This is a genomic window from Pseudomonas sp. G11 (genome assembly GCF_029457515.1).
Lineage (GTDB): Bacteria > Pseudomonadota > Gammaproteobacteria > Pseudomonadales > Pseudomonadaceae > Aquipseudomonas > Aquipseudomonas gorinensis.
This window is the reverse complement of sequence record NZ_CP120377.1, coordinates 259668-284384: the sequence shown is the minus strand read 5'-3', so window position 1 is coordinate 284384 and position 24717 is coordinate 259668. Positions and strand designations below refer to the sequence as shown.

Sequence of the window (24717 nt, the reverse complement as noted above, 5' to 3'; positions counted from 1 at the left end):
TTAAACAGGTGGGAGGGGCTTACCTCCCACAGTTTGTTGAGTGTCAGGCCAACTGGCGGCGCAACTCGGCCAACACCGGCGCCGAATCCGGCCGCACACCACGCCACAGGAAGAACGCTTCCGCCGCCTGCTCCACCAACATGCCCAGGCCATCCATCGCCACTGCCGCGCCCTGTTGGGTGGCCCAGTGGCAGAACGCGGTCGGTTCCTTGGCGTACATCATGTCGTAGCAAAACGTCTTGCCCGGCTCGATCAAACTATTGGCAATCGGCGGTACATCGCCTGACAGGCTGGCGGACGTGGCATTGATGATCACGTCCACCGGCTCACGCAGCCAATCGAAACCACTGGCAGACACCGGGCCCAGGTCGTCGAACAATTCGGCGAGCATTTCTGCTTTTTCCACCGTGCGGTTGGCGATGATCAATGAGGCAGGTCGCTCGGCCAGCAATGGCTCCAATGCGCCACGTACCGCACCACCGGCGCCGAGCAACAGGATGCGTTTACCTTGCAGGCTCAACCCGGCGTTGACCGTCAGGTCGCGCACCAGGCCGGCGCCATCCGTGTTATCGCCCAGCAAGCTGCCATCGGCCAGCTTGCTCAAGGTGTTCACCGCGCCGGCACGCTCGGCGCGCTCGGTCAGGGTGTCGGCCAGGCGGTAGGCGTCCTCCTTGAACGGTACGGTGACGTTGGCACCACGGCCATGCTGGAAAAACTCACGGGCACAACCGATGAAATCCTCCAGCGGCGCGAGCAAGCTGCTGTAGTCCAGTTGCTCGCCGGTCTGCTCGGCGAACATGCGGTGAATCAACGGCGACTTGCTGTGGCCGATGGGGTTGCCAAACACCACATAACGATCCATCAAACCGCCGCCTTAGGCGTAGCAACGCCGAGCCAGTCGCGGTCTTGCAGGAAGTAATCGGTAAGGCGCGCTTCTTCGCTGCCGGCCTCGGCTTTCCAGTCGTAGCTCCAGCGCACTTGCGGCGGCAGCGACATGAGGATCGATTCGGTACGCCCACCCGATTGCAGGCCGAACAGGGTGCCGCGGTCGTAGACCAGGTTGAACTCCACGTAGCGACCACGGCGGAATTCCTGGAATTCACGTTGTTGCGCGGTATAAGCCATGGCTTTGCGACGCTGCACAATGGGCAGGTACGCATCGATGTAGGCGTCGCCGATGGCGCGGATAAAAGCGAAGCAGGTGTCGAAGTCCCATTCGTTCAAGTCATCGAAGAACAGGCCGCCAATGCCGCGCGGTTCGTTGCGATGCTTGATATGGAAGTAGGTGTCACACCAGGCTTTGTAGCGTGAATACACATCCGGGCCAAACGGCGCACAGGCCTGCTCGGCGACGCGGTGCCAGTGGATGCAATCTTCTTCGTTGCCGTAGTAGGGCGTGAGGTCAAAACCGCCACCAAACCACCACACCGGTTCTTCGCCTTCTTTTTCGGCGATGAAGAAACGCACGTTGGCATGGGAAGTCGGCACATGAGGGTTGTGCGGGTGGATCACCAGCGATACGCCCAGGGCCTCAAAACCGCGACCGGCCAGCTCGGGGCGGTGCGCGCTGGCGGACGGTGGCAGGCCGCTGCCAAACACGTGGGAAAAATTGACGCCGCCTTTTTCGATCACCGAACCGTTTTCGATCACACGGGTGCGACCGCCGCCGCCGGCTGGCCGGGTCCAGGCGTCTTCGATAAAACGAGTGTCCGCCTCGAAGGTTTCCAGGGCGCTGCAAATGCGGTCTTGCAGGTCAAGCAGGTAGGCTTTTACAGCCTCGGTGCGGGTAGTCATGGCATCACCTTGAATCGGGCAAAGCTACGCGAGGCCATGCGGCGTCGGCGGCAAATGGGCGCACAGGATACCACTGCACCTGCATACCACTGCACTTAGGTGCGTCGCTGTTGACGAAGATCAAGCTTAGGAGTCCGATAGGGGGCTACGCGATTTCGACCTCAGGAGAAGTGCAGATGGCCAAAAGAATCCAGTTCAGCGCCCACGGCGGCCCCGAAGTACTTGAGTATGTGGACTACACACCGGCCGAGCCAGGACCGCAGCAGGTTCGAGTGCTTAACAAAGCCATTGGCCTGAACTTCATCGACACTTACTACCGCAGCGGGTTGTATACGCCGCCGGCCCTGCCATCGGGACTGGGTGCGGAAGGCGCGGGTATCGTCGATGCGGTGGGCAGTGAGGTCACCCAATTCAAGGTCGGTGACCGCGTGGCCTACGGCAGTGGCCCACTCGGCGCCTACAGCGAATTGCACGTGCTGCCCGCCGCCAACCTGGTGCACCTGCCGGACGACATCAGCTTCGAACAGGCCGCCGGCGCCATGCTCAAAGGCCTGACCGTGCAGTATCTGCTGCGCCAGACCTATGAGTTGAAGGGGGGCGAAACCATCCTGTTCCACGCCGCTGCCGGTGGCGTGGGTTCCCTGGCGTGCCAATGGGCCAAGGCCCTGGGTGTGAAGCTGATCGGTACCGTCAGCTCGCCGGAGAAAGCCGCACTGGCCAAATCCCTGGGCGCCTGGGAGACCATCGACTACAGCAAGGAAAACGTCGCACAACGCGTGCTGGAATTGACCGACGGCAAAAAGGTGCCCGTGGTGTACGACGGCGTCGGCAAGGACACATGGCTGACCTCATTGGACAGCGTGGCGCCACGCGGTCTGGTGGTGAGCTTTGGCAATGCCTCGGGCGCGGTGGATGGGGTGAACCTGGGGATACTCGCAGCCAAAGGCTCGCTGTACGTGACGCGGCCAACCCTGGCGACCTACGCCAACAATCCGGCGAACCTGCAGGTGATGGCGGATGATCTGTTTTCGATGATCAAGAGCGGCAAGGTGCGCATTGATATCAACCAGCGCTTCCCGCTGGCGGAGGCGGCGAAGGCCCAGACCGAGTTGTCGGCACGGCGCACCACGGGGTCGACCATTCTGTTGCCTTGAGGGCCTCTTCGAGGGCGAGCCCTCTCCCACATTTGAACCCTGTCCGTCATGACAACACGGTCAAATGTGGGAGGGGGCTTGCTCCCGATGGCCGCGACGAGGTCTCAAGAAGGCCGCACCACCTCACCGGTCGCCAAATCGCGAATCAAGCTGGGGTTCTTGCGCCCACCCAGGGCGCCCCCCAATACCAGGTCGACCTGGCCACGGAAATACTGCTCCACCCGGATCCGCGTACGCGCCGCCGGGCGCCCTTGGGGGTTGGCCGAGGTCGAGATCAGCGGGCCCACCAGCGCGCACAAATCCCGCACCAACGGATGATCGCTGACCCGCAACGCCACGGTGTCATGCACACCCGTGACCCACTCCGGCAGCAAATCCTGGTGGGGTACCAGCCAGGTATTCGGCCCCGGCCAGGTGCTGGCCATGCGGTCGATCCATTCCTGCGGGAAATCTTCGAAGAGAAAATCGAACTGGCGGATAGTGTCCGCCACCAGGATCAGGCCCTTGTCCACCGAACGGTTCTTGATCGCCAGCAATCGGTCCACTGCGTCTTCGTTCCACGGATCACAGCCCAGGCCCCAGACCGCCTCGGTTGGATAGGCAATCACCGCGCCTGCGCGAATTTCTCGTGCGGCTTCCAGCACACGCCACCTGTTGACCATTGCTCACTCTCCGGACTAAAGCTCTGCGCAGTTTACCGATCTTCGTTACAAAACCTAGCAGCGCGCGAGCCAGCGCCCACTTTCACAGATCACCTGACCTTCCAGCTCCAGCTCGGTCAGGGTAGCCAGTAGCTCTGGCAAGGGGCGCCCGCTGGCAATCGCCAAGGCTTCGCTGGTGTGGGGCGCCGCATGCAGCAACGCCACCAGCGGATGAGTGACCGGCATCGGCGCGGGGCGCGACAACGCCTGCCAGCCGCGCAAACCTTCGAGGATGTGCTCGATGGTTTCCACCAGCACCGCGCCATCGCGGATCAACTGGTGACACCCCTTGGCCCCGGGATGGTGAATGGAGCCCGGGATCGCATACACCTCGCGCCCTTGTTCGGCCGCCAGCCGTGCAGTGATCAGCGAACCGCTGGCCATGCTGGCTTCCACCACCAGCACACCGAGGGACAGGCCGCTGATAATGCGGTTGCGCCGAGGGAAATTACCGGCCTGGGGCGCGGCATCGAGTGGAAACTCGGAAACCACGGCACTGCCCTGGGCAATCATCGCCGCCGCGAGCCGTCGGTGGCGCTGTGGATAAAAGTTTTCGAGCCCGGTGCCCAGCACGCCAATTGTCTGCCCACCAACATCCAATGCCGCTTGATGCGCCGCACCGTCAATGCCCAGGGCCAGGCCACTGGTGATGACAAAACCGGCGCTCGCCAGGCTGCGGGAAAAGGCGGCGGCAGTGTCCATTCCAGGGCGCGAAGCGCGGCGGCTGCCGACCACGGCCAGCTGTGGTTTTTCCAGGATAAAAGGGTCGCCAGCAACGAATAGCAGCGGCGGTGCATCGTCGATCTCGGCAAGCAGGGCGGGGTACTCAGGTTGGTCCCACATCAGCAAATGCTGGGCCGGGTGCCCCAGCCACGCCAATGCCGCACTGGCACCATCGCGGACTTCGTGGCTCCGCCGGGCATCGCCACTGATGGCCGGCAACCCCAGGGAACGCCAGGCACTGGCGGGCGCGCTGAGCGCCTTCGAGGCGCAGCCGAATGCCTCGATCAATAGGCGAAAACGCTTTGGACCCAGTTCCGGCAGCCTGTGCAAGCGCAGTCGCGCTTCCAGTTCGGACGGGGAAATTTCACTGCGGTTTATCGGAAACATCGGATCATCCTTGACCGGAACAAGCTGTGGATAACTCTGTTGGTAACTTATTTAGCAGGCTATTTATTGCGTTTGATGGGCAGTCTCGAAACGGTCCATCACAGCCAATGAACGCGAAGCGCTGAGGACCAAGCCATAACTGAGCTTTTCATAGGTGCGAAACACCAGCAGGGTGCCGGCGCGCTCATCGGGAAGTGTCACGGATGCGCCCGTCAAGACGTCGCGTACGCTGGCACCGGCTTTGATCACCGTTAGCAGATGGCCTTCGACCAGACCATCGCGGCGGCCTCTGTTCAAGGTCACGGCGTCCAGCACGCCAATCTGGCTCACGCCCTTGGGAATATCGATGATTTGCCCCTGGATAAAGGGCGTTGCCGTTGGCGTCTCCAGGTTGGCCAGTTCAACGGGTGGCTGGTTGCGCAGCAGGCGGTCGCCGGGGCGCACTTCCTGGGTCACCCGTTGCACAGCCAGGGTGGTGAGGTCGCCGGCCATCATGAAGCGTGCGGTGCCGATATCGTCGGCATTGATACCCAGCCATTCCTGGGTTTGGGGGTCGGTGTAGACCTTGCCCCGGCGAAAGATCCCATAGCTGGGCTGGGTCGGATCCAGGTCGCCCCTGGCATGCACGCGCTCGCCACTGGCGCCCAACACTCGCCCCGCGTCTGCCGCGACAATGTACGGCGCGTTGTCCAGGTCCTGGGGCGAATCGAGAATACGGTTATGTAACAAAAAACGCTGGATGGCCTGTTGCGTGGCGGGGTCCAGGCGCTGGCCGGACGGTGGCAGCAAGGCCATTGCGAAGGGGGCCCACAGCAGTAAGACGAGCAGCGATTTCCTCATGGGGTGAATCTCCTTTATTATGTGCGTTCGCGTGAAATGCCTTGGCCTTCGCGGCTTTCGAACGTTTCACACCGGCTGCCTGGGTCCGTCCCGACGCCGATTTGCCTCTACCTCACATGTGCAGCAATTACGCTTATGGCTATTTTGAACATCCTCGAATTCCCCGACTCGCGCCTGCGCACGATCGCCAAACCGGTGGCCGTAGTGGACGACAAGGTTCGTCAGTTGGTCGATGACATGTTTGAAACAATGTATGAAGCCCCGGGCATTGGCCTCGCCGCCACCCAGGTCAATGTGCATCAGCGTGTCGTGGTCATGGACCTGTCGGAAGATCGCAGCGAGCCACGGGTGTTCATCAACCCCGAATTCGAGCCGCTGACCGACGAGATGGGCGAATACCAGGAAGGCTGCCTGTCGGTGCCGGAGTTCTATGAGAACGTCGAGCGCCCGCTGCGCGTGAAGATCAAGGCCCTGGACCGCGACGGCAACCCCTACGAGCTGGTCGCCGAAGGCCTCCTCGCGGTGTGCATCCAGCACGAATGCGACCACCTCAACGGCAAGCTGTTTGTCGATTACCTGTCCACGCTCAAACGTGACCGGATCAAGAAAAAGCTGGAAAAAAAGCATCGCCAGCAAGCTTGATGCCCTTCTTCCAAAGGCTTGCTGCGGCAAGCCTTTTTCTTTTGTGACTGCTTTTAACCGAGAACGCCCATGACCGAGCCACTGCGCATTGTTTTTGCCGGTACCCCTGAATTCGCCGCCGAACACCTCAAGGCGCTGCTCGCCAGCCCTTATGACATCGTTGCGGTGTACACCCAGCCGGATCGCCCGGCCGGGCGCGGGCAAAAACTGATGCCGAGCCCGGTCAAGCAATTGGCGCTCGAGCACAACATCCCCGTGCTGCAACCGCCAACCCTGCGTAACGCCGATGCCCAGGCCGAACTGGCCGCGCTGAAACCGGACCTGCTGGTGGTGGTGGCCTATGGCTTGATCTTGCCGCAGGTGGTGCTGGATATCCCGCGCCTCGGTTGCATCAATAGCCATGCCTCGCTGCTGCCACGCTGGCGCGGCGCCGCGCCGATCCAGCGCGCCGTGGAAGCGGGCGACAGCGAGAGCGGCGTGACCGTGATGCGCATGGAGGCGGGTTTGGACACCGGCCCGATGCTGCTCAAAGTCACCACCCCGATCACGGCCGCAGACACGGGTGGCAGCCTGCACGACCGCCTCGCCGAGATGGGCCCGCCCGCCGTGATCCAGGCCATTGCCGGTCTCGCTGCCGGAACCCTGCAGGGTGAGGTGCAGGACGACAGCTTGGCCACCTACGCCCACAAGCTGAACAAGGACGAAGCCCGCATCGACTGGAACCGCCCGGCTGTAGAGCTGGAGCGCCTGGTGCGTGCGTTCAATCCGTGGCCGATCTGCCACAGCACACTCAATGGCGAAGCCTTGAAAGTCCTGGCCGCCACCCTGGCCAACGGCAAAGGCGCCCCCGGTGAAATCATCGGCGCCAGCAAAGAGGGCTTGTTGGTCGCCTGCGGTGAGCAGGCGCTGTGCCTGACACGCCTGCAATTGCCAGGTGGCAAGGCGCTGAATTTCAGCGATTTGTACAACAGTCGCCGTGAGAAATTTTCCCTGGGCACGATCCTCGGGGCGGTAGCCCAATGAACCCGCGTCTGGCCGCCGCCAAGGCCCTGGCCGCCGTGCTCAACGGCAAGGCTTCGCTGAACAGTTCGCTGCCCACCCAGTTGGATAAGGTCGAAGACCGTGATCGCGGTTTCACCCAGGACCTGGCCTTTGGCACCGCGCGCTGGCAGCCACGCTTGTCGGCGCTGGCGGCCAAGCTGCTGCAAAAGCCCTTCAAGGCGGCCGATGCCGATGTGGAGGCGCTGCTGTTGGTGGGCCTCTATCAGTTGCTCTATACCCGCGTGCCGGCCCACGCAGCCATCGGTGAAACCGTTGGTTGCGCCGACAAACTGAAAAAACCCTGGGCCAAGGCCCTGCTCAACGCTGTACTGCGCCGCGCCCAACGCGAAAGCGAAGCGCTGCTGGCCGAGCTGGAGCATGACCCGGTGGTGCGCACCGCACACCCGCGCTGGCTACAGAAATCCCTGAAAGCCTTCTGGCCTGAGCAATGGGAAGCCATCTGCGCGGCCAACAATGCGCACCCGCCGATGATCCTGCGGGTCAACCGTCGCCATCACAGCCGTGATGCGTATCTGCAATTGCTGACGAACGCAGGCATCAACGCCACGCCATGCGTGTACAGCACCGACGGCATTGTGCTGGAAGCGGCCACCGACGTGCGCAGCCTGCCGGGTTTCGCCGAAGGCTGGATCAGCGTTCAGGACGAAGCCGCGCAACTGGCCGCCGACCTGCTCGACCTGGCTCCCGGCCAACGCGTGCTGGACGCCTGCTGTGCTCCAGGCGGTAAGACATGTCACATCCTCGAAGTTGAAAAGGACCTGGCCGGTGTAGTAGCTGTCGATCTTGAAGCCAAGCGCCTGGTGCGCGTACGCGAAAACCTCGCACGCCTTGGGCTCAGCGCCGAACTGATCGCCGCCGACGGCCGCGACACCGCCGCCTGGTGGGACGGCAAACCGTTCCAGCGCATCCTGCTCGACGCGCCGTGTTCCGCCACCGGTGTGATCCGCCGCCATCCGGACATCAAGCTCACCCGTCAACCCGACGACATCGCCGCCCTGGCCGTGCTGCAAGGCGAACTGCTCGACGCCCTGTGGCCGACCCTGGAAGTCGGCGGCATCCTGCTCTACGCCACCTGCTCTACGTTGCCCACCGAAAACACCGAGGTCATCGAGGCCTTCCTTGCGCGCACCAGCGGTGCGCGCGAACGGGACCTCGCCACGAGCGCCGGCATCAAGCAGCCCCATGGCCGCCAACTGCTTGCACAGCAAGGCGGACACGATGGCTTCTACTACGCCAAACTGATCAAGATTGCCGCCGCACGCGGCTGAATGGGTTTAAGGGAGTGACCGGATGAAAATTATCATCCTCGGGGCAGGGCAGGTCGGTGGCACGTTGGCCGAACACTTGGCCAGCGAAGCCAACGACATCACCGTGGTCGACACCGATGCCGAGCGCCTGCGTAACCTGGGCGACCGCCTGGATATTCGTACTGTGCAGGGCCGTGCATCGTTTCCTACGGTGCTGCGTCAGGCGGGTGCCGACGATGCCGACATGCTGGTCGCCGTCACCAACAGCGACGAGACCAATATGGTCGCCTGCCAGGTCGCCCACACCCTGTTCCATACCCCGACCAAGATCGCCCGTGTTCGCGAAGCTGCGTACCTGACCCGCGCCGGCCTGTTCGACAATGATGCGATCCCGGTGGACGTGTTGATCAGCCCCGAACAAGTGGTGACTCACTACATCAAGCGCCTGATCGAAATTCCTGGCGCCTTGCAGGTGATCGACTTCGCCGACGGCAAGGCGCAACTGGTCGCGGTGAAGGCTTACTACGGTGGCCCGCTGGTGGGCCAGCAACTGCGCCAGCTGCGCGAACACATGCCGAATGTGGAAACCCGCGTGGCGGCGATTTTCCGCCGTGACCGGCCGATCCTGCCCCAAGGCGATACGGTGATCGAAGCCGATGACGAAGTTTTCTTCATCGCCGCCAAAGCCAATATTCGTGCGGTGATGAGCGAAATGCGTCGGCTCGACGAGACGTATAAACGCATCGTCATCGCCGGTGGCGGGCAGATCGGCGAGCGCTTGGCCGAGGCGATCGAGAGCCGCTACCAGGTAAAAATCATCGAGATGAGCCCGGCACGCTGCCGGCATTTGTCCGACACCCTCGACAGCACCGTGGTCCTGCAAGGCAGCGCCTCGGACCGCGACCTGTTGATGGAAGAAAACATTGCCGACGCCGATATCTTCCTGGCCCTGACCAACGATGATGAAGCCAACATCATGTCTTCACTGCTGGCCAAAAGGCTGGGGGCCAAGAAGGTGATGACCATCATCAACAACCCGGCCTACGTCGACCTGATCCAGGGCGGCGATATCGACATCGCTATCAGCCCGCAGCTGGCCACTATCGGCACCTTGCTTGCCCATGTGCGCCGTGGCGATATCGTCAGCGTGCACTCCCTGCGCCGAGGCGCCGCGGAAGCCATCGAGGCGATTGCCCACGGGGATTCGAAGTCGAGCAAAGTGATTGGCAAAGCCATTCGGGATATCGGCCTGCCACCGGGCACGACCATCGGCGCGATCATTCGGGATGAAGAAGTGATCATCGCCCACGACGACACGATGATCGCCACCGGGGACCATGTGATCCTGTTCCTGGTGGATAAGAAACATATCCGCGATGTGGAGAAGCTGTTCCACGTGGGGTTGAGCTTTTTCTGATTAACCGGAGTGACCGACATGCTCGAATCCCTGGAAAAAATGCTCGCCAAGGGTGTGGATAACGCGCTGCTGCGCTTTGGGCTGGGCAAGGGCTATCTGGACTTGAAGGACAACGCCAAGGCGGCGGAGCATTTGCACAAGTGTGTCGAGTTCGATCCGAAGTATTCAGCGGCGTGGAAGCTGCTGGGCAAGTCTTACGCCGGATTGGGCAATCATCCGGCTGCACGACAGGCCTGGGAGAAGGGCATTGAAGCGGCCCAGGCCCATGGCGACAAACAGGCCGAAAAAGAGATGGCGGTATTCCTGAAAAAACTCGACCGCCAGGCTTGAGCGGAACTCAAATGTGGGAGGGGGCTTGCCCCCGATAGCAGGGTGTCAGCCAATACATATTTGGCTGAACCGCCGCTATCGGGGGCAAGCCCACTCACACATTTGGTTTTGTATTGGCCTTGGGTCAGTACCACCGCGCCTCACCCGGCGGGCGTTTCTTGAAGCGTTTCATGCTCCACATGTACTGGCTCGGGTAGGCGCCGACGTAACGCTCCACCACCTTGCTCATCGCCGCGCAGGACGTAGCAGTGTCGGTGCTGTACATGTCTTCCGGCGCCGCTTCCAGAATCACTTTGTAGCCCGAGCCATCCGGCAGGCGCAGCGCATGCAGGAACACACCGACGGCCTTATGGCCGGCGAGCATGTTCGGCACGAACTTGCTGGTCAGCGCCTGCGTAGCGAAGAACGGCACGAAGATCCCGGCGGATTCCGCCGGTTCAGGGTCGGCGGGGATGCCCACCTGGCCACCTTTGCGCACTTCCTTGATCACACTGAGGATGCCTTCCTTGGTGGAGGCGGCCACGCGGTTACCCAGTTGCACGCGCTGCTTGCGTAATAAGTCGTCCACGGCCTTGAGCTTGGGCGGGCGGTAGAAAATGATCGGTTTGCACTGGCTGCAATAGAAATGGTTCAACACTTCCCAATTGCCCAGGTGGCTGGTGATACCGACCACGCCTTTGCCTGAGGCCAGGGCTTCATGCAGCACTTCCAGGCCCTCGACCTCGCGCACCAGGTCGATGGAACGCTGCGCCGGCCAGATCCAGGCGCAGGCGCTTTCGGTCAAGGACTTGCCGATGTCCATCAGGCTGCGGCCCACCAGGCGCTCGCGTTCGGCCGGGTCCATGTCCGGGAAGCACTTGGAGAGGTTGATCCGCACCGTGTCGCGGGAGCGGTTGGGGGTTTTCCACATGATCCAGCCAATGGCCGAACCCACGGCTTGCACCGCGCGCCAAGGCAGCAGGGCAAACAACCGAAGAGCGCCTACCAGCAAGGCGCCTTTAAACTTTTCCACAGGTCACTCCTGATCGTGTGTAGTGCGCAAAGCGCGCATTCTAACCGGCGTTGGCCAGGTCCGCGTAACGGTCACAGTCCTGGGTGTGGTCCATGACCATGCCTGAAGCCTGCATGAACGCGTAGCAAATGGTCGGGCCGACAAAGGTGAAACCGGCTTTTTTCAGGGCACGGCTCATGGCTTCAGCCTCCGGCGTAATCGCCGGGACTTCGCTGCGGTCCTTGAAATGATTGATCTTGGGCACGCCGCCGACAAACGACCAGAGCAATCCCACGGGGTCCTCCAGCGCCAGCCAGGCCGCGGCATTTCGGCGGGTCGCGTTGAGCTTCAAGCGATTGCGCACAATGCCTGGGTCGAGCATCAACGCTTCGATCTCAGCGTCGGTCAGGCGCGCCAACCGCTGCGCATCAAAACCGAACAAGACCTTTCGATAATGCTCGCGTTTGCGTAAAACGGTGATCCAGGAAAGGCCCGCCTGGAACCCTTCGAGCAAAAGCAACTCGAACAAACCCTGCGCGTCGCGCAGCGGCGTTCCCCACTCCTGATCGTGATAAGCCATGTACAGCGGATCTTCAGAACACCAAAAGCAGCGTGGCATAAGGCTCCAGGGGATGGTGGCGCGGCCGAATCGGGTATACTCCCGCTCTTTAAATCGCAGCCCAAGTAACAGGTGAATTTCGTGAGCCAGCCTACGCCAGCCGTGCGTACCTTCCAAGACTTGATCCTCGCCCTCCAGCAATACTGGGCCGAGCAAGGTTGTGTGGTACTTCAGCCCTACGATATGGAAGTAGGCGCCGGCACTTTCCACACCGCAACCTTCCTGCGGGCCATCGGCCCGGAAACCTGGAACGCCGCTTATGTGCAGCCCAGTCGTCGCCCGACTGACGGCCGCTACGGCGAGAACCCGAACCGTCTGCAGCACTACTACCAGTTCCAGGTGGTACTGAAGCCGAACCCGGACAACTTCCAGGAGCTGTACCTGGGCTCGCTGAAACATGTCGGCCTGGACCCGCTGGTCCACGACATCCGTTTCGTCGAAGACAACTGGGAGTCGCCAACCCTGGGCGCCTGGGGCCTGGGCTGGGAAGTCTGGCTCAACGGCATGGAAGTGACGCAGTTCACCTACTTCCAGCAAGCGGGCGGCATCGAGTGCTACCCGGTGACCGGCGAGATCACCTACGGTCTTGAACGCCTGGCCATGTACCTGCAAGGCGTGGACTCGGTCTACGACCTGGTGTGGGCTGACGGCCCGTTCGGCAAAGTGACTTACGGCGATGTGTTCCACCAGAACGAAGTGGAGCAGTCGACCTATAACTTCGAACACGCCAACGTCGAGAAGCTGTTCGAACTGTTCGACTTCTATGAAAGCGAAGCCAAGCGCCTGATCGAACTGGATCAGCCGCTGCCGTTGCCGAGCTATGAAATGGTGTTGAAGGCCTCCCATACCTTCAACCTGCTGGACGCCCGCCGTGCCATCTCGGTAACCGCGCGTCAGCAATACATCCTGCGTGTACGCACCCTGGCGCGTTCCGTCGCCCAAGCCTACCTGCTGGCACGCGCCAAGCTGGGCTTCCCGATGGCAACCCCGGACCTGCGTGATGAAGTGTTGGCTAAGCTGGAGGCTGCACAATGAGTGCTCAAGATTTCCTGGTTGAACTGGGCACCGAAGAGCTGCCACCCAAGGCATTGAACACCCTGGCCGATGCGTTCCTGGCCGGTATCGAAAAGGGCCTGCAGACCGCCGGCCTGAAGTTTGCCGCGAAAAAAGTCTACGCCGCGCCACGTCGCCTGGCCGTGTTGCTGACCGCGCTGGAAACCCAGCAGCCGGACCGCAGCATCAACCTCGACGGCCCGCCACGCCAGGCGGCTTTCGACGCCGAAGGCAACCCGACGCAAGCCGCACTGGGCTTCGCCAAGAAGTGTGGCGTCGAGCTGAGCGAGATCGACCAGAGCGGCCCGAAACTGCGTTTCAGCCAGGTCATCAAGGGCAAGCCGACCGCCAGCCTGTTGCCGACGATCGTTGAAGACTCCCTCAACGACCTGCCGATCCCTAAGCGCATGCGCTGGGGGGCACGCAAGGAAGAGTTCGTGCGCCCGACCCAGTGGCTGGTGATGCTGCTCGGTGACCAGGTCATCGACTGCACCATCCTTGCCCAGAAAGCCGGCCGCGATTCCCGTGGTCACCGCTTCCACCACCCGCAAAGCGTACGTATCACCGCGCCGGCCAACTACCTCGATGACCTGCGTGCAGCGTACGTGCTGGCGGATGCCAATGAGCGTCGCGAGCTGATCAGCAAGCGCACCGAAGAGCTGGCCCGCCTGCAGGAAGGTACTGCCATCGTGCCGCCAAACCTGCTCGACGAAGTGACCGCCCTGGTTGAATGGCCGGTGCCGCTGGTGTGCTCGTTCGAGGAACGCTTCCTCGACGTGCCGCAGGAAGCGCTGATCACCACCATGCAGGACAACCAGAAGTACTTCTGCCTGCTGGACGTGGACGGCAAATTGTTGCCGCGCTTTATCACCGTGGCCAACATCGAGAGCAAGGACCCGCAGCAGATCATCGCCGGTAACGAGAAAGTCGTGCGCCCGCGCCTGACCGACGCCGAGTTCTTCTTCAAGCAAGACAAGAAGCAGAAGCTCGAAGACTTCAACCTGCGCCTGCAAAACGTGGTGTTCCAGGAAAAACTCGGCAGCGTCTACGACAAAGCCGTACGGGTTTCCAAGCTGGCGGCCTACATTGCCCCGCGCATTGGGGGTGACGCGGCATGGGCCGCGCGTGCCGGCCTGCTGTCCAAGTGCGACCTGGCCACCGAGATGGTGGGCGAGTTTCCGGAGATGCAAGGCGTTGCCGGTTACTACTACGCCCTCAATGACGGCGAGCCGGACGATGTCGCCCTGGCACTGAACGAGCAGTACATGCCGCGCGGTGCTGGCGCCGAGTTGCCGACCACCCTGACCGGTGCGGCCGTGGCCATCGCCGACAAACTCGACACCCTGGTGGGTATCTTCGGTATCGGCATGCTGCCTACTGGCAGCAAAGACCCCTATGCCCTGCGCCGGGCGGCGCTGGGCGTGCTACGGATCCTGATCGACAAGAAGCTCGACCTCGACCTGACCCAGGCCGTGGTGTTCGCTGTCGGCCAGTTTGGTGGCAAGGTCAAGCAAACCGGCCTGGCTGAACAGGTACTCGAATTCGTATTCGACCGCCTGCGTGCGCGTTACGAAGATGAAGGCGTGGACGTTTCGGTGTACCTGTCGGTACGTGCCCTGCAACCGGGTTCGGCGCTGGACTTCGACCAACGCGTACAGGCCGTACAAGCGTTCCGCAAGCTGCCGGAAGCCGATGCCCTGGCCGCCGTGAACAAGCGTGTATCGAACCTGCTGAGCAAGGCCGAAGGCCTGGGCAACGCCGATGTCGACCCTGGCCTGTTCGCCGATGCCAAGGAGTTTTCGTTGAACTCGGCTATCGCCAAGGCCGAAAACGCGGTGAAGCCGCTGATCGCCGAACGTAACTACGCCGAAGCCCTGGCACGCCTGGCCACCTTGCGTGAGCCGGTGGACGCGTTCTTCGAAGCGGTGATGATCAATGCCGAAGATGCTGGCGTGCGGAAAAACCGCTACGCCATGCTGGCGCGTCTGCGCGGCCTGTTCATCAACATCGCTGACATTTCCGTACTGGGCTGATCATGTTGAAACTGCTGATTCTCGATCGGGACGGAGTCATCAATTACGACTCCGACGCTTACATCAAGTCGGTGGCGGAATGGATTCCATTGCCCGGTTCGATCGAGGCCATCGCGCAGTTGAGCAAAGCCGGCTGGACGGTGGCCATTGCCACCAACCAGTCCGGCATCGCCCGCGGCTATTACGACATCGCCACACTGGACGCCATGCACGCGCGCTTGCGCACATTGGTGGCCGAGCAGGGCGGTGAGGTGGGGCTGGTGGTGTACTGCCCCCACGGGCCGGATGAGGGCTGCGATTGCCGCAAACCCAAGCCTGGCATGCTGAAAACCATTGCAGAACATTACAACGTGCCCCTGGCTGGGCTATGGTTCGTCGGGGACAGCCTCGGTGACCTGGAGGCGGCCAAAGCCGTCGACTCTCAGCCAGTTTTGGTTAAGACCGGGAAAGGCGAAAAGACCCAGGCGAAAAACCTGCCGGTAGGCACCTTGATTTTTGACGATCTGGCGGCGGTTGCCGCAGAACTTATCAACAACTAGCCGCCCTCGACTTCCTGACCAAGGACTGTTCGGGAGTGCGCTTTTAACAGGCGGGCGTTGTCCCGCAACGGTAAATGCCGCCATGTCGATTTTGCAGGCCATCAGAACCTTCTTCTTTTACCTGCTGTTGGGCACCAGCTCGTTTCTCTGGTGCACCCTGAGCTTTTTTATCGCGCCCTTCCTGCCGTTCAAGGCGCGCTATCGCTTCATCAACGTCTATTGGTGCCGCTGTGCGTTGTGGCTGACCAAGGTGTTCCTGAACATCCGTTTCGAGGTCAAGGGCGCGGAAAACGTCCCGGACCAGCCTTGCGTGATTCTGTCGAACCACCAGAGCACCTGGGAGACATTCTTCCTGTCGGCGTACTTCTCGCCCCTGAGCCAGGTGCTCAAGCGTGAACTGCTGTACGTGCCGTTCTTCGGCTGGGCCATGGCCATGTTGCGGCCGATCGCCATCGACCGTGACAACCCCAAGGCCGCACTCAAGCACGTGGCCAAGAAGGGTGATGAGTTGCTCAAGGACGGTGTGTGGGTGCTGATCTTTCCGGAAGGTACACGCGTGCCCTACGGTACCGTCGGCAAGTTCTCCCGGGGCGGCACCGCGTTGGCGGTCAATGCCCACCTGCCTGTGTTGCCCATTGCCCACAACGCCGGCAAGTTCTGGCCAAAGACCGGTTGGGCCAAGCGTGCGGGCACTATCACCGTGGTGATTGGCGAACCGATGTACGCCGAGGGGGAAGGGCCGCGGGCCATTGCCGCGCTGAATGACCGCGCTGCCGCGTGGAACGAAGCCCAGCAACGCGCCATGGGTTCGCTGCCACCGGAGCCGGTGGTGGTCGAGACGCCGGTGATTTGAGGTTCTGTGGATAACCTGTGTACGGATTGTTGGCAAATTGGCATTTTTACCGTCTAACAACCTGATTTAATTACATATTTCCCCGCATCATAAAATCCATAAAAACGTGCATAAGTTTTTTGCGCAGTAAAAAACCGGTCCTTGAGACCGGTTTTTTATACACAGCCGAATAGTACGTGGGTCAGTCTTCCAACAAGGGCAGTTGCAGGCTGAATGTGGTGCCTTTGCCTACCACGCTTTCACACCTGATAAGGCCACCATGGCGCTCTACAACGGCCTTGACTGTTGGCGCTGATTTAAAACTGACCCACCCTGCCGATTGAAAATTGACCCAGGACGGATTGCTGATTTTTGCCCCAGCAATTGTGGATAAGCTTAGCAGCAGTGTTCCGATTCAAGACCATCAAGCCCCACCGCAAGCGGCAGGGCATTTATGGTGCGGATCAAAATGGCTCATCGTCCTCGACATCATCTCCGTCCTTGCGCTTTCGTTCCCGTGACTTGATCTTTGTCTGCGCGGCCAAGGTGCTGTGTTGTAGTCGGTAGGACTCGTTGCCCGTTTCGACGATGTGGCAGTGGTGTGTCAGCCGATCCAGCAACGCGGTGGTCATCTTGGCGTCGCCAAACACACTCGACCATTCCGAGAAGCTCAGGTTGGTGGTGATGACCACGCTGGTGTGTTCGTACAGTTTGGACAGCAGGTGAAATAACAGGGCACCGCCGCTTTGACTGAAGGGCAAATACCCCAGCTCATCCAGTATCACCAGGTCTGTTCGTAGCAGTCCCTGGGCGATTCGCCCTGCCTTGCCATCGTACTTCTCACGCTCCAGCAGATTCACCAGATCCACCGTGGAAAAGAAGCGCACGCGTTTGTTGTGGGCCGTGATTCCGGATACAGCCAAGGCACTGGCCAGGTGTGTTTTCCCGGTTCCAGGGCCGCCGATGAACACGACATTCTGCGCGGTTTCAGTGAACGCTAAGCTGGATAGATCGCTGACCAGCCGGGCATCAGCGCTGGAAGCGCTGAAGTCAAAGCCAGCTAAGTCACGGTGCATGGGGAGTTTTGCCATGTTCATCTGATGATTCACCGAGCGTACCGCGCGATCCGCATGTTCCTGCTGAAGCAGATGTTCCAGCAGCCATTTCGATGAAGCCGTCGACGCTGTTCCTTGAGAGACCAGTTCTTCCCAAGCACTGGCCATGCCGTGCAGGCGAAGTTCTTTGAGTTCAGTCATTAGGTCACGCATTGCGATTCTCCTCATCGGTCGCACGGAGCCGGTCGTAGCGTGCCGTATTGGCAACAGGCGCGACCTTGAGTTGCAGGCTGGTTTCTACACAGGGAGGTGGTGTGGTGGAGGTCAGGCGGGCAACGACATTGAGGATGTGATCGGCGCTCAGACTTCCCGATTCAAGTACCAGCTCCACCGCCACCAGCACTGGTTCGAGACCCGCAATTGGCACAGCAGCCAGTACCTGCATCATGATTCGATCACCGTTGGTGTGACGCCTCAGTCCTCGTTTGAGAAGCCGTAACGGTTTTGGCAAATCAGCAAATGGCGCGCCGTTGCGCAATGCACCAGGCTTGCGTTCGATGAGTGGGATGTAGTGCTGCCAGTCAAAACTGACCTGATCTCGATCAAAGAGGCGCTCGTGACTGGCGATCACCGTTTCGTCGGCAATGACCACGATCCGCGAAGGGTACAAACGGCTGCTGACCCACTGGCCGACTCTCTCACATGGCACTGAATAGCGATTTCGCGCCACGCTGATCAGACAGGTGCTGGAGACCCGCACGGTACGCTCGACGTAGCCATCAAATACCGTCGGCATTGGCATCATTTCGACCTGCTCCAGCTCCAAGACCTCGGCCACCGTCAGCCCGTTGTACTGCGGATGCACCAGTTCGCTCCAGAGCGACCGGCAACGTTGGCCGAGCCAGACATTCAGCTCCTCAAAGGTATGGAACATGCAATTTTGAGCATCGAGCCAGATTCGCCTCCGGCTGTCCTGCACGTTCTTTTCGACGATGCCTTTCTCCCAGCCAGAGGCCACGTTGCAGAAGTCCGGATCGAACAGATAGTGCGCGCACATCACGGAAAACCGGGCGTTGACCGTGCGGCCTTTACCTTTGTTGACCTTGTCGACAGCCGTTTTCATGTTGTCGTAGATGCCGCGACGTGGCACGCCACCCAACGCTCCAAACGAGCGCGTATGGGCATCAAATAGCATCTCGTGGCCTTGGCTGGGGTACGCAACCAACCAGAATGCGCGGCTGGCGCACAGCTTCATGTGGGAGACCTGGACACGTCGAAAAAGACCACCGATCAGCAGACCTTCTTCGCTCCAGTCAAATTGAAAGGCCTCACCGAGAGCAAACGTCAGCGGTACAAAAGCGCGTAAAGACTTGCCTTGCTCCCCTCGCCAAGAGCGGACAAACGCCGTGAGCTGGCTGTAGCCGCCGTCGTAACCCTCGGCCTTGATCTGCTCGAAAAGCGCTTTGGCGCTCCTGCGGTTGTGTCTTGGCCGGAACGAATCGGCCTTGAGCGCCTGCTCCAGGGTCTCGTGAAAAGGGCTGAGCTTATTGAAGGTTGCGCACCGTTGGTACGCTGGCTGAGTGGCTTCGGGCGCTCTGACCCATTTTCGGATGGTGTTTCTCGACAGCCCGGTACGCTTGGCTATCTGATGCAGCGAGAGCTTGTCGCGGAAGTACATCCGCCGGATTTTTCCCAACATTTCCATGCTGATCACCCTGTGTTCTCCTGCTCAAAAAGTGAGCAGAAGCAGTTGAACACCTGGGTCAGTTTTCAGTCGGCAGAACAGCCTCTACTGGGTCAGTTTTCGGTCAGCGGCAACAGTCCAGGACCATTTTTACGGCGCCCAGGTTGAGCGCCAAGACGCTATTGAACTCCTGCATCGAGGTCTGCGTGGCCAGTTGGGGCGCGCCGCCGAACCGTCCCGCATTCAGGTAGACGGTCTCTACCGGGGCAGGGGTGCGCGATAGCAACGTCTGCAAGATTGCCGGTGCGCGCTCGATATCGGTCAAATCGCACCGCATAAAGTGGAAGTGCTCCTGTGGCGGGATATTGGCCGCAGGATTTCGTGACACCGCGAGCACCTCGTCGCCCCTGGCCAGGTGATAGCGTGCCAGGGCGTTGCCGATACCGGTGCTTACACCGGTGATCAATATGCTAGCCATGATTACCCCTAGAATTTGCCGATGTGATAGCCGCCATCGGCGCTGAGCACTGTGCCGGTGATATAGCTGGATCTCTTGCTCAGCAAAAACATGATCGCATCGGCGATTTCCTCTGGCTGGGCAAAGCGCTTCATGGCCGTCACGTCACGCTTGCGCTGGGTGTTTTCCGGATGGGCAGCCAGCCGTTCCGGAGAGTTCATACCTCCCAGTGTCGGCCCGGGCGCTACGGCGTTGACGCGCACGGCAAAGCCGGAATCGCTGTCGCAGGCATTCTCCATGGCGGCGACCTGCGTCAAGGCATTGAGCGCTGTCTTGCTGGCGACGTAGGCCGCCTGATTGGCCATCGGCATCACGCCAGCGCACGAGGAAACATTGACGATCGCTCCATCGGGGTGCTGGCTGATCAATGCCAGTTCTTTTTGCAGGCAGTAAAGGGGGCCGTTCAGGTTGGTGTGGATGACCCTGTTCCAGTCCTGCGGCTGGATTGTCGCGATCGGCGCGTAGGGGGCGGTAATGCCTGCGTTGTTGATGGCGTAGTGCAACTGATCAACCTCGCCAGCCACCTTCGCGAAGGCCTCGGCTACTGAAGTTTCCGACGCTACATCGCAAAAGATGAACTGCGCCGAAGCCCCGAGTATCTCCAGAGCGGCGGCAGCCTTTTGCTCGTTTCTGCTCATCAGGAACAGCCGCGCGCCCGCTCCGGCCAGTTGCTTTGCCACGGCTAGGCCGATACCGCTTGCTCCGCCGGTGATGACGACGTTCTTGTCTTGAAATTCCATGTTATTGATTCCCGTAATGGATGTGAGCGGGCCGCTTGTAATGCTCATTCACGCAGCAATACACCCGATCGAGTTGCGGATTGCTCTTGTCTCGAAAGCAGTTACCGTCAAACCGGCATTGCTGGACCTGATCCTCATGGCCGGCGAGCGACTTGCTGATCAGGTCGTTATCGGCAAAAAGGGCTCGGCTCATGCCGACCAGATCACAGTGACCCAGCCGCAGTTGATCTTCTGCCTCCTGCAGCGAGCCAATGAAACCGGCATAGCCGACCGGGAGCGAGGTGAACGACTTGATCAGCCGCACCCCTTCGACGAACTGTCGCTGAATCTCAGGATGGGCAGAAAGCATGTAGCGGAAGGTTTCCTTGATGGTGATCGAGCACATGATTGCCGACGTCCCGGCGTCCGCCAGAGCAGCCACTACGTCCTCGAGCAGTTCCGGTTGCTGCCCGCTGGTGCCCAGACAATCATCGATGCCCAGGCGCACGGAAACCTCCAGGTCTCCAGCGGTAACCCTATGAATGCGGTCGATGACTTCCAGCAGGAACCGCGCTCGCTTGAGCGGGCTGGCGCCATAGGCGTCACGCCGATGGTTGGTCCAGGGCGATAGAAAACTGCTCAGCAGATAGCCGTTGGATGCCTGGAGCTGGACCATTTTGGCGCCGGCCTGTCTGGCACGCAGAGCCGCTTGGGCAAACTGATCGCAGACAGCGTCGATGTCCTCGACACTCATCTCTACCAACAGATCGGCACCGCTGCTACCGGATAACGCACTGCGGCTCGGGCAAAGCAGCGGTTGGCCGCTGATCTGCGTGCCACCTTGGGCTCCGTAATGCTGAAGTTGCACCACCACCGGACAGTCCCGCTGGTGGCCGTACTCCACCAGCGGCGCGAGCTTTTCCAGGTTGGCATCGCTGTGCAGGCACAGGCCTCGCGCATGCAGGCGCGTGGAGGGCGCTATGGAGGAGTTGCCCAGTACCACCATGGCGCAGCCACCGTCGATCACATGTTGATAGAAAGTGAGCATTTCTTCGGACAGCGAACCGTCCGAGGTGGCCAGGTCGATGCCCATCGGGGCGAAATACAATCGGTTTTTCAGCGAAACGCTCTGACCGATCACCAGTGGGCGTTGTGAAAGCTCATAGCTCATGGGCGAACGATCCTCATGCCACGATTTGCTCGTGGGCCAGAGGGGCTGGTGAAGAGGCCGCGGCCCATCGCATCTGCCCGGCAAAGAAGCAGTGGCACTTGATCGTTTCACGGAGTTCGCTGGCCTGGTCCTTGGACAACTTACCGAACACCAGCACCCGCTGGTCGGATTCGCCGGTGGAGCAGGTCGAAGCAACTGGCAGGCTGAGGAAACCACCCCCTTCGATGTAGAGCGATACGGTACTGACCGTGCTCCAATCGATGGCCCCGGCTTGATGAGTCACCAGCACTCCCAGTACCGAGAGCAGGCTCAGCCTGGCTTGCAACACGCTATCGGCGTGATGCACGAGGATGTTCTTGGGCAAGCGATCGGAAGGGGTAAACCAATGATCCTGAGGGTAGTTCAACGAGCGCATGCGTTTGAACAGCGGTAACTTGATCACTGCGCCTTGCAGCCAAAGACGCGACACCAGCCGACCGTTCTGATAGAAGTTCGCGCACTTGTCGATGGACTTGGGTTGTGATCGCCTGAGGCCCTGGGCCTGCTGCACCACGATTTCGACTTCATAGGCCGATTCGGTGTAGGCATTGAAGGAAATGCGCAAGTCTTCGATGGAAATGGAAACTGCGCCGCGCCGGTGCCCCAAGTAGTTGTAGACGTAGTAGTACATGGCTTGCCTGGCCACCTCGATCAACATCAGGCCCGGCACATGTTCGTGCTGCTTGTTATAGAAGTAGTAATTCTTGGTGTCATTGATCAACAGATAAGACCCCTGCCTGGCCTTATCCCACTGCGCGAGCGCTTCAAGGCACTCGATCATGCGTAATACCTGGTCGGACGGTATTTCGGCATCACCGCCCTGAAAATGCTGGGCAAGGTAGCGTTGGGCCTGCAGGGGGATGAATTCAGCCGTGAGGATGAAGTGGTCGCCGCACTCGGTATAGAAATCAGTCAGGCGGATCTCGAAGGTGGAGAGTGTGCTCGCCTGTTCCGCACTGATTTTCAAGGGCAGATAGCGCAGCACATACTGGCCATCTTGCGCACTGTACAGCGCCTCGAACAGGGCCTGATCCTGCGCGTTGCCAGCCAGTATTTCTGCACCAATCGTAGTACTGAGAAAACTGGGCAGAATCAGCCTTGGTCGAGCGATCAGGACATCCTTGGGGCTGTCTTTGTGCAACAGATGGGGGTCAATCAAGTCTGCGCAGTTCATGGGTTGCGATCTCCAAGTGAGCGAATTGGGGAATGTAGGGGGAGACGGGACAGCAAAAGCTTAATGATGGGCCCATGTACCGGCGCCACCGGCAGCATGTAGAGGCGGCCGAAAGTATTGAAGGTCTTGACGGAGGTGGTGATATGCAAGCAACGCGGTTGCGTGAGTGTTGTATCGATCGAGACCATGACCGCCAGATGGGTATCGCGTGAGGTCAGTACCAGCTTGTGTGCGCTGAGGGCCTCGATGGTGAAGAAATCGAGCTTTTCGCCGACCGTCGGGACGCACTCTGGTGTGACGCCCGAGAACCCGCCGATCTTCTCGACGTGAAAGTGCTGCGAGATGCTGTCGCGCAGCCTGAACGCACCTTTGAGCCAGGCGGGCGTCGCGGCCGTCATCAGGCAATACAGTTCGAATACCGTGGATTCGGTGTCGATGATCGCGCTGGCCGAATGCAGAAAACCTAGCTCATGGTGCTCGGCCACCAGGCTGGCGCACGGTGGGATCTGGGCGTTTGGCGTCTTCATGATGGATGACACCTTATTGCAGCAGGGCGATTTGCGCCTGCTCGGCCTGCAATAGCATGTTTTCGTAGAGCTGGTCGGCGGATGCCTGGTCCTCAATGACCTGTTCGGCGACATTCTGAGCGATGACGTCAATTGATTCGTCGTCGATGAATACCGATTCGTAAACCCCGACGACAGGCAGGTAGATACCTTTGACGTACGCCACCGTCTGCTGCAAAGGCCTGAGCAATTCATCCAGTGTGTAACGGTTGAACCCGCCAGCGCGGTAGCCTGTGGATGGCGCCCCCACTGTGGTGACGATCATGAACTCCTTGTTCTTGAGCTTGTCGCCACCGCGTGCGTAGGCATAGCCGGGGGTGAACACTTCATCGATCCACTGTTTCATGATTGCCGGGCAGGAATACCAATACAACGGAAACAGCAACACGATGCGGTCATGGGCATCGAGCAACGCCTGCTCTGCACGAACATCGAACCCGGTGGGCGTTACCGCGCAAGACAGGCTATGGACCTTGACGCCACGATGGCTGATCTTGCTCATGATCGCGATATTGACGCGGGAAACCGAGAGATCCGGATGCCCCGAAATGACAATGACTTTTTTCATGTAGGGCCCATGTCCTTTATATGGTTGAAATGCCGATGCAGCGCTATTTAAGAACAGGGGCCTGAAGTTGTAACCTAACCTTTTGGGGAGGCGGCTTGCCCAATTTGCCGGCAGCGGCAGGCCATTCGTAGTGCTTCAGGCCACTTCTCGATCAACAAGGCTGGGCGGTACCCTGATCCAGTTGGCCATGATCTTTTGCCCTTCGATCACGGTCAGCTTTTCCCCGCAATGAGCGTCGAAGCCCGCTTTGCGCAACAATCGGGCGATCCCGGGCGGAGATACCGTGATCAATTGGCGAACCTCGTGGCGAGCCGCGACCTTGAGCACTTCGTGCAGCAGCGCCACGGCGTTCGGCGATGACATTGAATGGCCAGTGAAGGTCTGTTGCTGCAGGTCGACGGCAGCAAAACGGGAGATTTCCCAGATGTCCGCCGAATGAGGGAGTGCCTGGTCGCCGAGCACCTGGGGAAACACTTCTCCCAGCAGATAGGGCTTGTGTGTGGGCAGCAGCCGCGCTACGCCGACGATGCGCGGGCCTTGATGGGCGATCACGTATACCGTGTCGTCGCGATCGAATTGATCCAGCTCCTCACCGATCGCACAGTCCAGATGCCATCCAAGTTTCTCGACAAATACGCGATAGCGATATCGCAGCAGGGCCTGCCACAGTTCTATCGGTAATGTAAGGCGCGTACCCGTGGTCATATACATGAGGAACCCTCGGCAAATAATCGAGGGATAATTCAGCAGAATAATCGAATGCTTAGGTACTGCTCTTTTGGGCAGGTGCGTCTTCAACGTGCGAGTATTATTGTTGTTGTTCTCACTCGGCGCCGTTAACGCTTCAGCGGTGCACACAT

26 protein-coding genes are annotated in these 24717 nt (G+C 60.2%); 10 read left to right on the top strand and 16 right to left on the bottom strand.

What is annotated here, in order from left to right; all coding sequences use genetic code 11:
* Positions 1-43: 43 nt before the first annotated feature.
* Together aroE and hemF are read right to left on the bottom strand one after the other, a co-directional pair.
* A complete protein-coding gene (aroE, locus tag P2T68_RS01230) occupies positions 44-862 on the bottom strand; it encodes a shikimate dehydrogenase (RefSeq protein WP_277378924.1) in 819 nt (272 codons plus the stop codon).
* Positions 862-1794 carry an oxygen-dependent coproporphyrinogen oxidase gene (gene hemF / locus P2T68_RS01225; protein WP_024072575.1) on the bottom strand — a complete coding sequence of 311 codons (933 nt, stop codon included), beginning with the start codon at positions 1792-1794 and terminating at the stop codon, positions 862-864. The genes aroE and hemF overlap by 1 nt, the downstream gene beginning before the upstream one ends.
* 176 nt (positions 1795-1970) lie before the next feature.
* Here hemF and P2T68_RS01220 point away from each other — a divergent pair, with 176 nt between their 5' ends.
* Entirely contained in the window at positions 1971-2948 is a 978-nt protein-coding gene (locus P2T68_RS01220) for an NADPH:quinone reductase (RefSeq protein ID WP_277378922.1), read from the top strand.
* A 104-nt stretch (positions 2949-3052) separates the two neighbouring features.
* On the opposite strand, the gene P2T68_RS01215 is transcribed toward P2T68_RS01220, so the two are convergent.
* The 3 genes from P2T68_RS01215 to P2T68_RS01205 all read right to left on the bottom strand — a co-directional run bounded on the left by P2T68_RS01215 (position 3053) and on the right by P2T68_RS01205 (position 5599).
* Entirely contained in the window at positions 3053-3610 is a 558-nt protein-coding gene (locus P2T68_RS01215) for an L-threonylcarbamoyladenylate synthase (RefSeq protein WP_024072573.1), read from the bottom strand.
* A 54-nt stretch (positions 3611-3664) separates the two neighbouring features.
* Positions 3665-4759 carry a DNA-processing protein DprA gene (gene dprA / locus P2T68_RS01210; RefSeq protein ID WP_024072572.1) on the bottom strand — a complete coding sequence of 365 codons (1095 nt, stop codon included), beginning with the start codon at positions 4757-4759 and terminating at the stop codon, positions 3665-3667.
* A 63-nt stretch (positions 4760-4822) separates the two neighbouring features.
* The gene (locus P2T68_RS01205; protein ID WP_102623673.1) at positions 4823-5599 is read right to left on the bottom strand and encodes a peptidoglycan-binding protein; all 777 of its coding nucleotides are present in this window, start codon (positions 5597-5599) and stop codon (positions 4823-4825) included.
* Positions 5600-5734: 135 nt separating this feature from the next.
* On the opposite strand from P2T68_RS01205, the gene def reads away from it, so the two are divergent.
* The 5 genes from def (at position 5735) to P2T68_RS01180 (ending at position 10297) form a co-directional block, all read left to right on the top strand.
* The gene (gene def / locus P2T68_RS01200) at positions 5735-6241 is read left to right on the top strand and encodes a peptide deformylase (protein ID WP_024072570.1); all 507 of its coding nucleotides are present in this window, start codon (positions 5735-5737) and stop codon (positions 6239-6241) included.
* Positions 6242-6310: 69 nt separating this feature from the next.
* Positions 6311-7264 carry a methionyl-tRNA formyltransferase gene (gene fmt / locus P2T68_RS01195; RefSeq protein WP_102623671.1) on the top strand — a complete coding sequence of 318 codons (954 nt, stop codon included), beginning with the start codon at positions 6311-6313 and terminating at the stop codon, positions 7262-7264.
* Positions 7261-8571, top strand: a complete 1311-nt coding sequence (gene rsmB, locus P2T68_RS01190) for a 16S rRNA (cytosine(967)-C(5))-methyltransferase RsmB (RefSeq protein WP_277378921.1) — start codon at positions 7261-7263, stop codon at positions 8569-8571. The genes fmt and rsmB overlap by 4 nt, the downstream gene beginning before the upstream one ends.
* 22 nt (positions 8572-8593) lie before the next feature.
* A complete protein-coding gene (gene trkA / locus P2T68_RS01185; RefSeq protein WP_024072567.1) occupies positions 8594-9967 on the top strand; it encodes a Trk system potassium transporter TrkA in 1374 nt (457 codons plus the stop codon).
* A gap of 18 nt (positions 9968-9985) precedes the next feature.
* The gene (locus P2T68_RS01180) at positions 9986-10297 is read left to right on the top strand and encodes a tetratricopeptide repeat protein (RefSeq protein WP_024072566.1); all 312 of its coding nucleotides are present in this window, start codon (positions 9986-9988) and stop codon (positions 10295-10297) included.
* 124 nt (positions 10298-10421) lie between these two features.
* Here the strand turns inward: P2T68_RS01180 and P2T68_RS01175 are convergent, their stop codons facing one another.
* Positions 10422-11309 (bottom strand): lysophospholipid acyltransferase, encoded by an 888-nt coding sequence (locus P2T68_RS01175; RefSeq protein WP_017848962.1) that lies wholly within the window; start codon positions 11307-11309, stop codon positions 10422-10424.
* Between the two features lie 40 nt (positions 11310-11349).
* The gene (gene tag, locus P2T68_RS01170; protein WP_024072564.1) at positions 11350-11907 is read right to left on the bottom strand and encodes a DNA-3-methyladenine glycosylase I; all 558 of its coding nucleotides are present in this window, start codon (positions 11905-11907) and stop codon (positions 11350-11352) included.
* 81 nt (positions 11908-11988) lie between these two features.
* Here tag and glyQ point away from each other — a divergent pair, with 81 nt between their 5' ends.
* The 4 genes from glyQ (at position 11989) to P2T68_RS01150 (ending at position 16385) form a co-directional block, all read left to right on the top strand.
* Entirely contained in the window at positions 11989-12942 is a 954-nt protein-coding gene (gene glyQ / locus P2T68_RS01165; protein WP_003213601.1) for a glycine--tRNA ligase subunit alpha, read from the top strand.
* Positions 12939-14993 carry a glycine--tRNA ligase subunit beta gene (glyS, locus tag P2T68_RS01160; RefSeq protein ID WP_024072563.1) on the top strand — a complete coding sequence of 685 codons (2055 nt, stop codon included), beginning with the start codon at positions 12939-12941 and terminating at the stop codon, positions 14991-14993. The genes glyQ and glyS overlap by 4 nt, the downstream gene beginning before the upstream one ends.
* Complete coding sequence (gmhB, locus tag P2T68_RS01155) at positions 14993-15532, top strand: D-glycero-beta-D-manno-heptose 1,7-bisphosphate 7-phosphatase (RefSeq protein ID WP_172831391.1); 540 nt, start codon at positions 14993-14995, stop codon at positions 15530-15532. Before glyS ends, gmhB begins: the two co-directional genes overlap by 1 nt.
* A gap of 82 nt (positions 15533-15614) precedes the next feature.
* Complete coding sequence (locus P2T68_RS01150; protein WP_024072561.1) at positions 15615-16385, top strand: lysophospholipid acyltransferase family protein; 771 nt, start codon at positions 15615-15617, stop codon at positions 16383-16385.
* Between the two features lie 443 nt (positions 16386-16828).
* Here the strand turns inward: P2T68_RS01150 and istB are convergent, their stop codons facing one another.
* The 9 genes from istB to P2T68_RS01105 form a co-directional block, all read right to left on the bottom strand.
* The gene (istB, locus tag P2T68_RS01145) at positions 16829-17632 is read right to left on the bottom strand and encodes an IS21-like element ISPsy20 family helper ATPase IstB (protein ID WP_029241171.1); all 804 of its coding nucleotides are present in this window, start codon (positions 17630-17632) and stop codon (positions 16829-16831) included.
* Positions 17625-19124, bottom strand: coding sequence for an IS21 family transposase (istA, locus tag P2T68_RS01140; protein ID WP_115129398.1), 1500 nt, complete (start codon positions 19122-19124; stop codon positions 17625-17627). Before istA ends, istB begins: the two co-directional genes overlap by 8 nt.
* Positions 19125-19227: 103 nt before the next feature.
* On the bottom strand, positions 19228-19581 hold the full coding sequence (locus P2T68_RS01135) for an SDR family NAD(P)-dependent oxidoreductase (RefSeq protein WP_277378920.1): 354 nt from the start codon (positions 19579-19581) through the stop codon (positions 19228-19230).
* An 8-nt stretch (positions 19582-19589) separates the two neighbouring features.
* Entirely contained in the window at positions 19590-20360 is a 771-nt protein-coding gene (locus P2T68_RS01130) for an SDR family NAD(P)-dependent oxidoreductase (RefSeq protein WP_277378919.1), read from the bottom strand.
* Position 20361: 1 nt separating this feature from the next.
* A complete protein-coding gene (locus P2T68_RS01125; protein ID WP_277378918.1) occupies positions 20362-21510 on the bottom strand; it encodes an NADH:flavin oxidoreductase in 1149 nt (382 codons plus the stop codon).
* A 13-nt stretch (positions 21511-21523) separates the two neighbouring features.
* Positions 21524-22723: an AfsA-related hotdog domain-containing protein gene (locus tag P2T68_RS01120; RefSeq protein WP_069077294.1), complete on the bottom strand. Its 1200-nt coding sequence runs from the start codon at positions 22721-22723 to the stop codon at positions 21524-21526.
* Entirely contained in the window at positions 22720-23250 is a 531-nt protein-coding gene (locus P2T68_RS01115; RefSeq protein ID WP_024072552.1) for a DUF2867 domain-containing protein, read from the bottom strand. Before P2T68_RS01115 ends, P2T68_RS01120 begins: the two co-directional genes overlap by 4 nt.
* 13 nt (positions 23251-23263) lie before the next feature.
* The gene (locus P2T68_RS01110) at positions 23264-23857 is read right to left on the bottom strand and encodes an NAD(P)H-dependent oxidoreductase (protein WP_024072551.1); all 594 of its coding nucleotides are present in this window, start codon (positions 23855-23857) and stop codon (positions 23264-23266) included.
* Between the two features lie 135 nt (positions 23858-23992).
* Positions 23993-24568: an acyl-homoserine-lactone synthase gene (locus P2T68_RS01105; RefSeq protein ID WP_041160802.1), complete on the bottom strand. Its 576-nt coding sequence runs from the start codon at positions 24566-24568 to the stop codon at positions 23993-23995.
* Between the last annotated feature and the right edge of the window lie 149 nt (positions 24569-24717).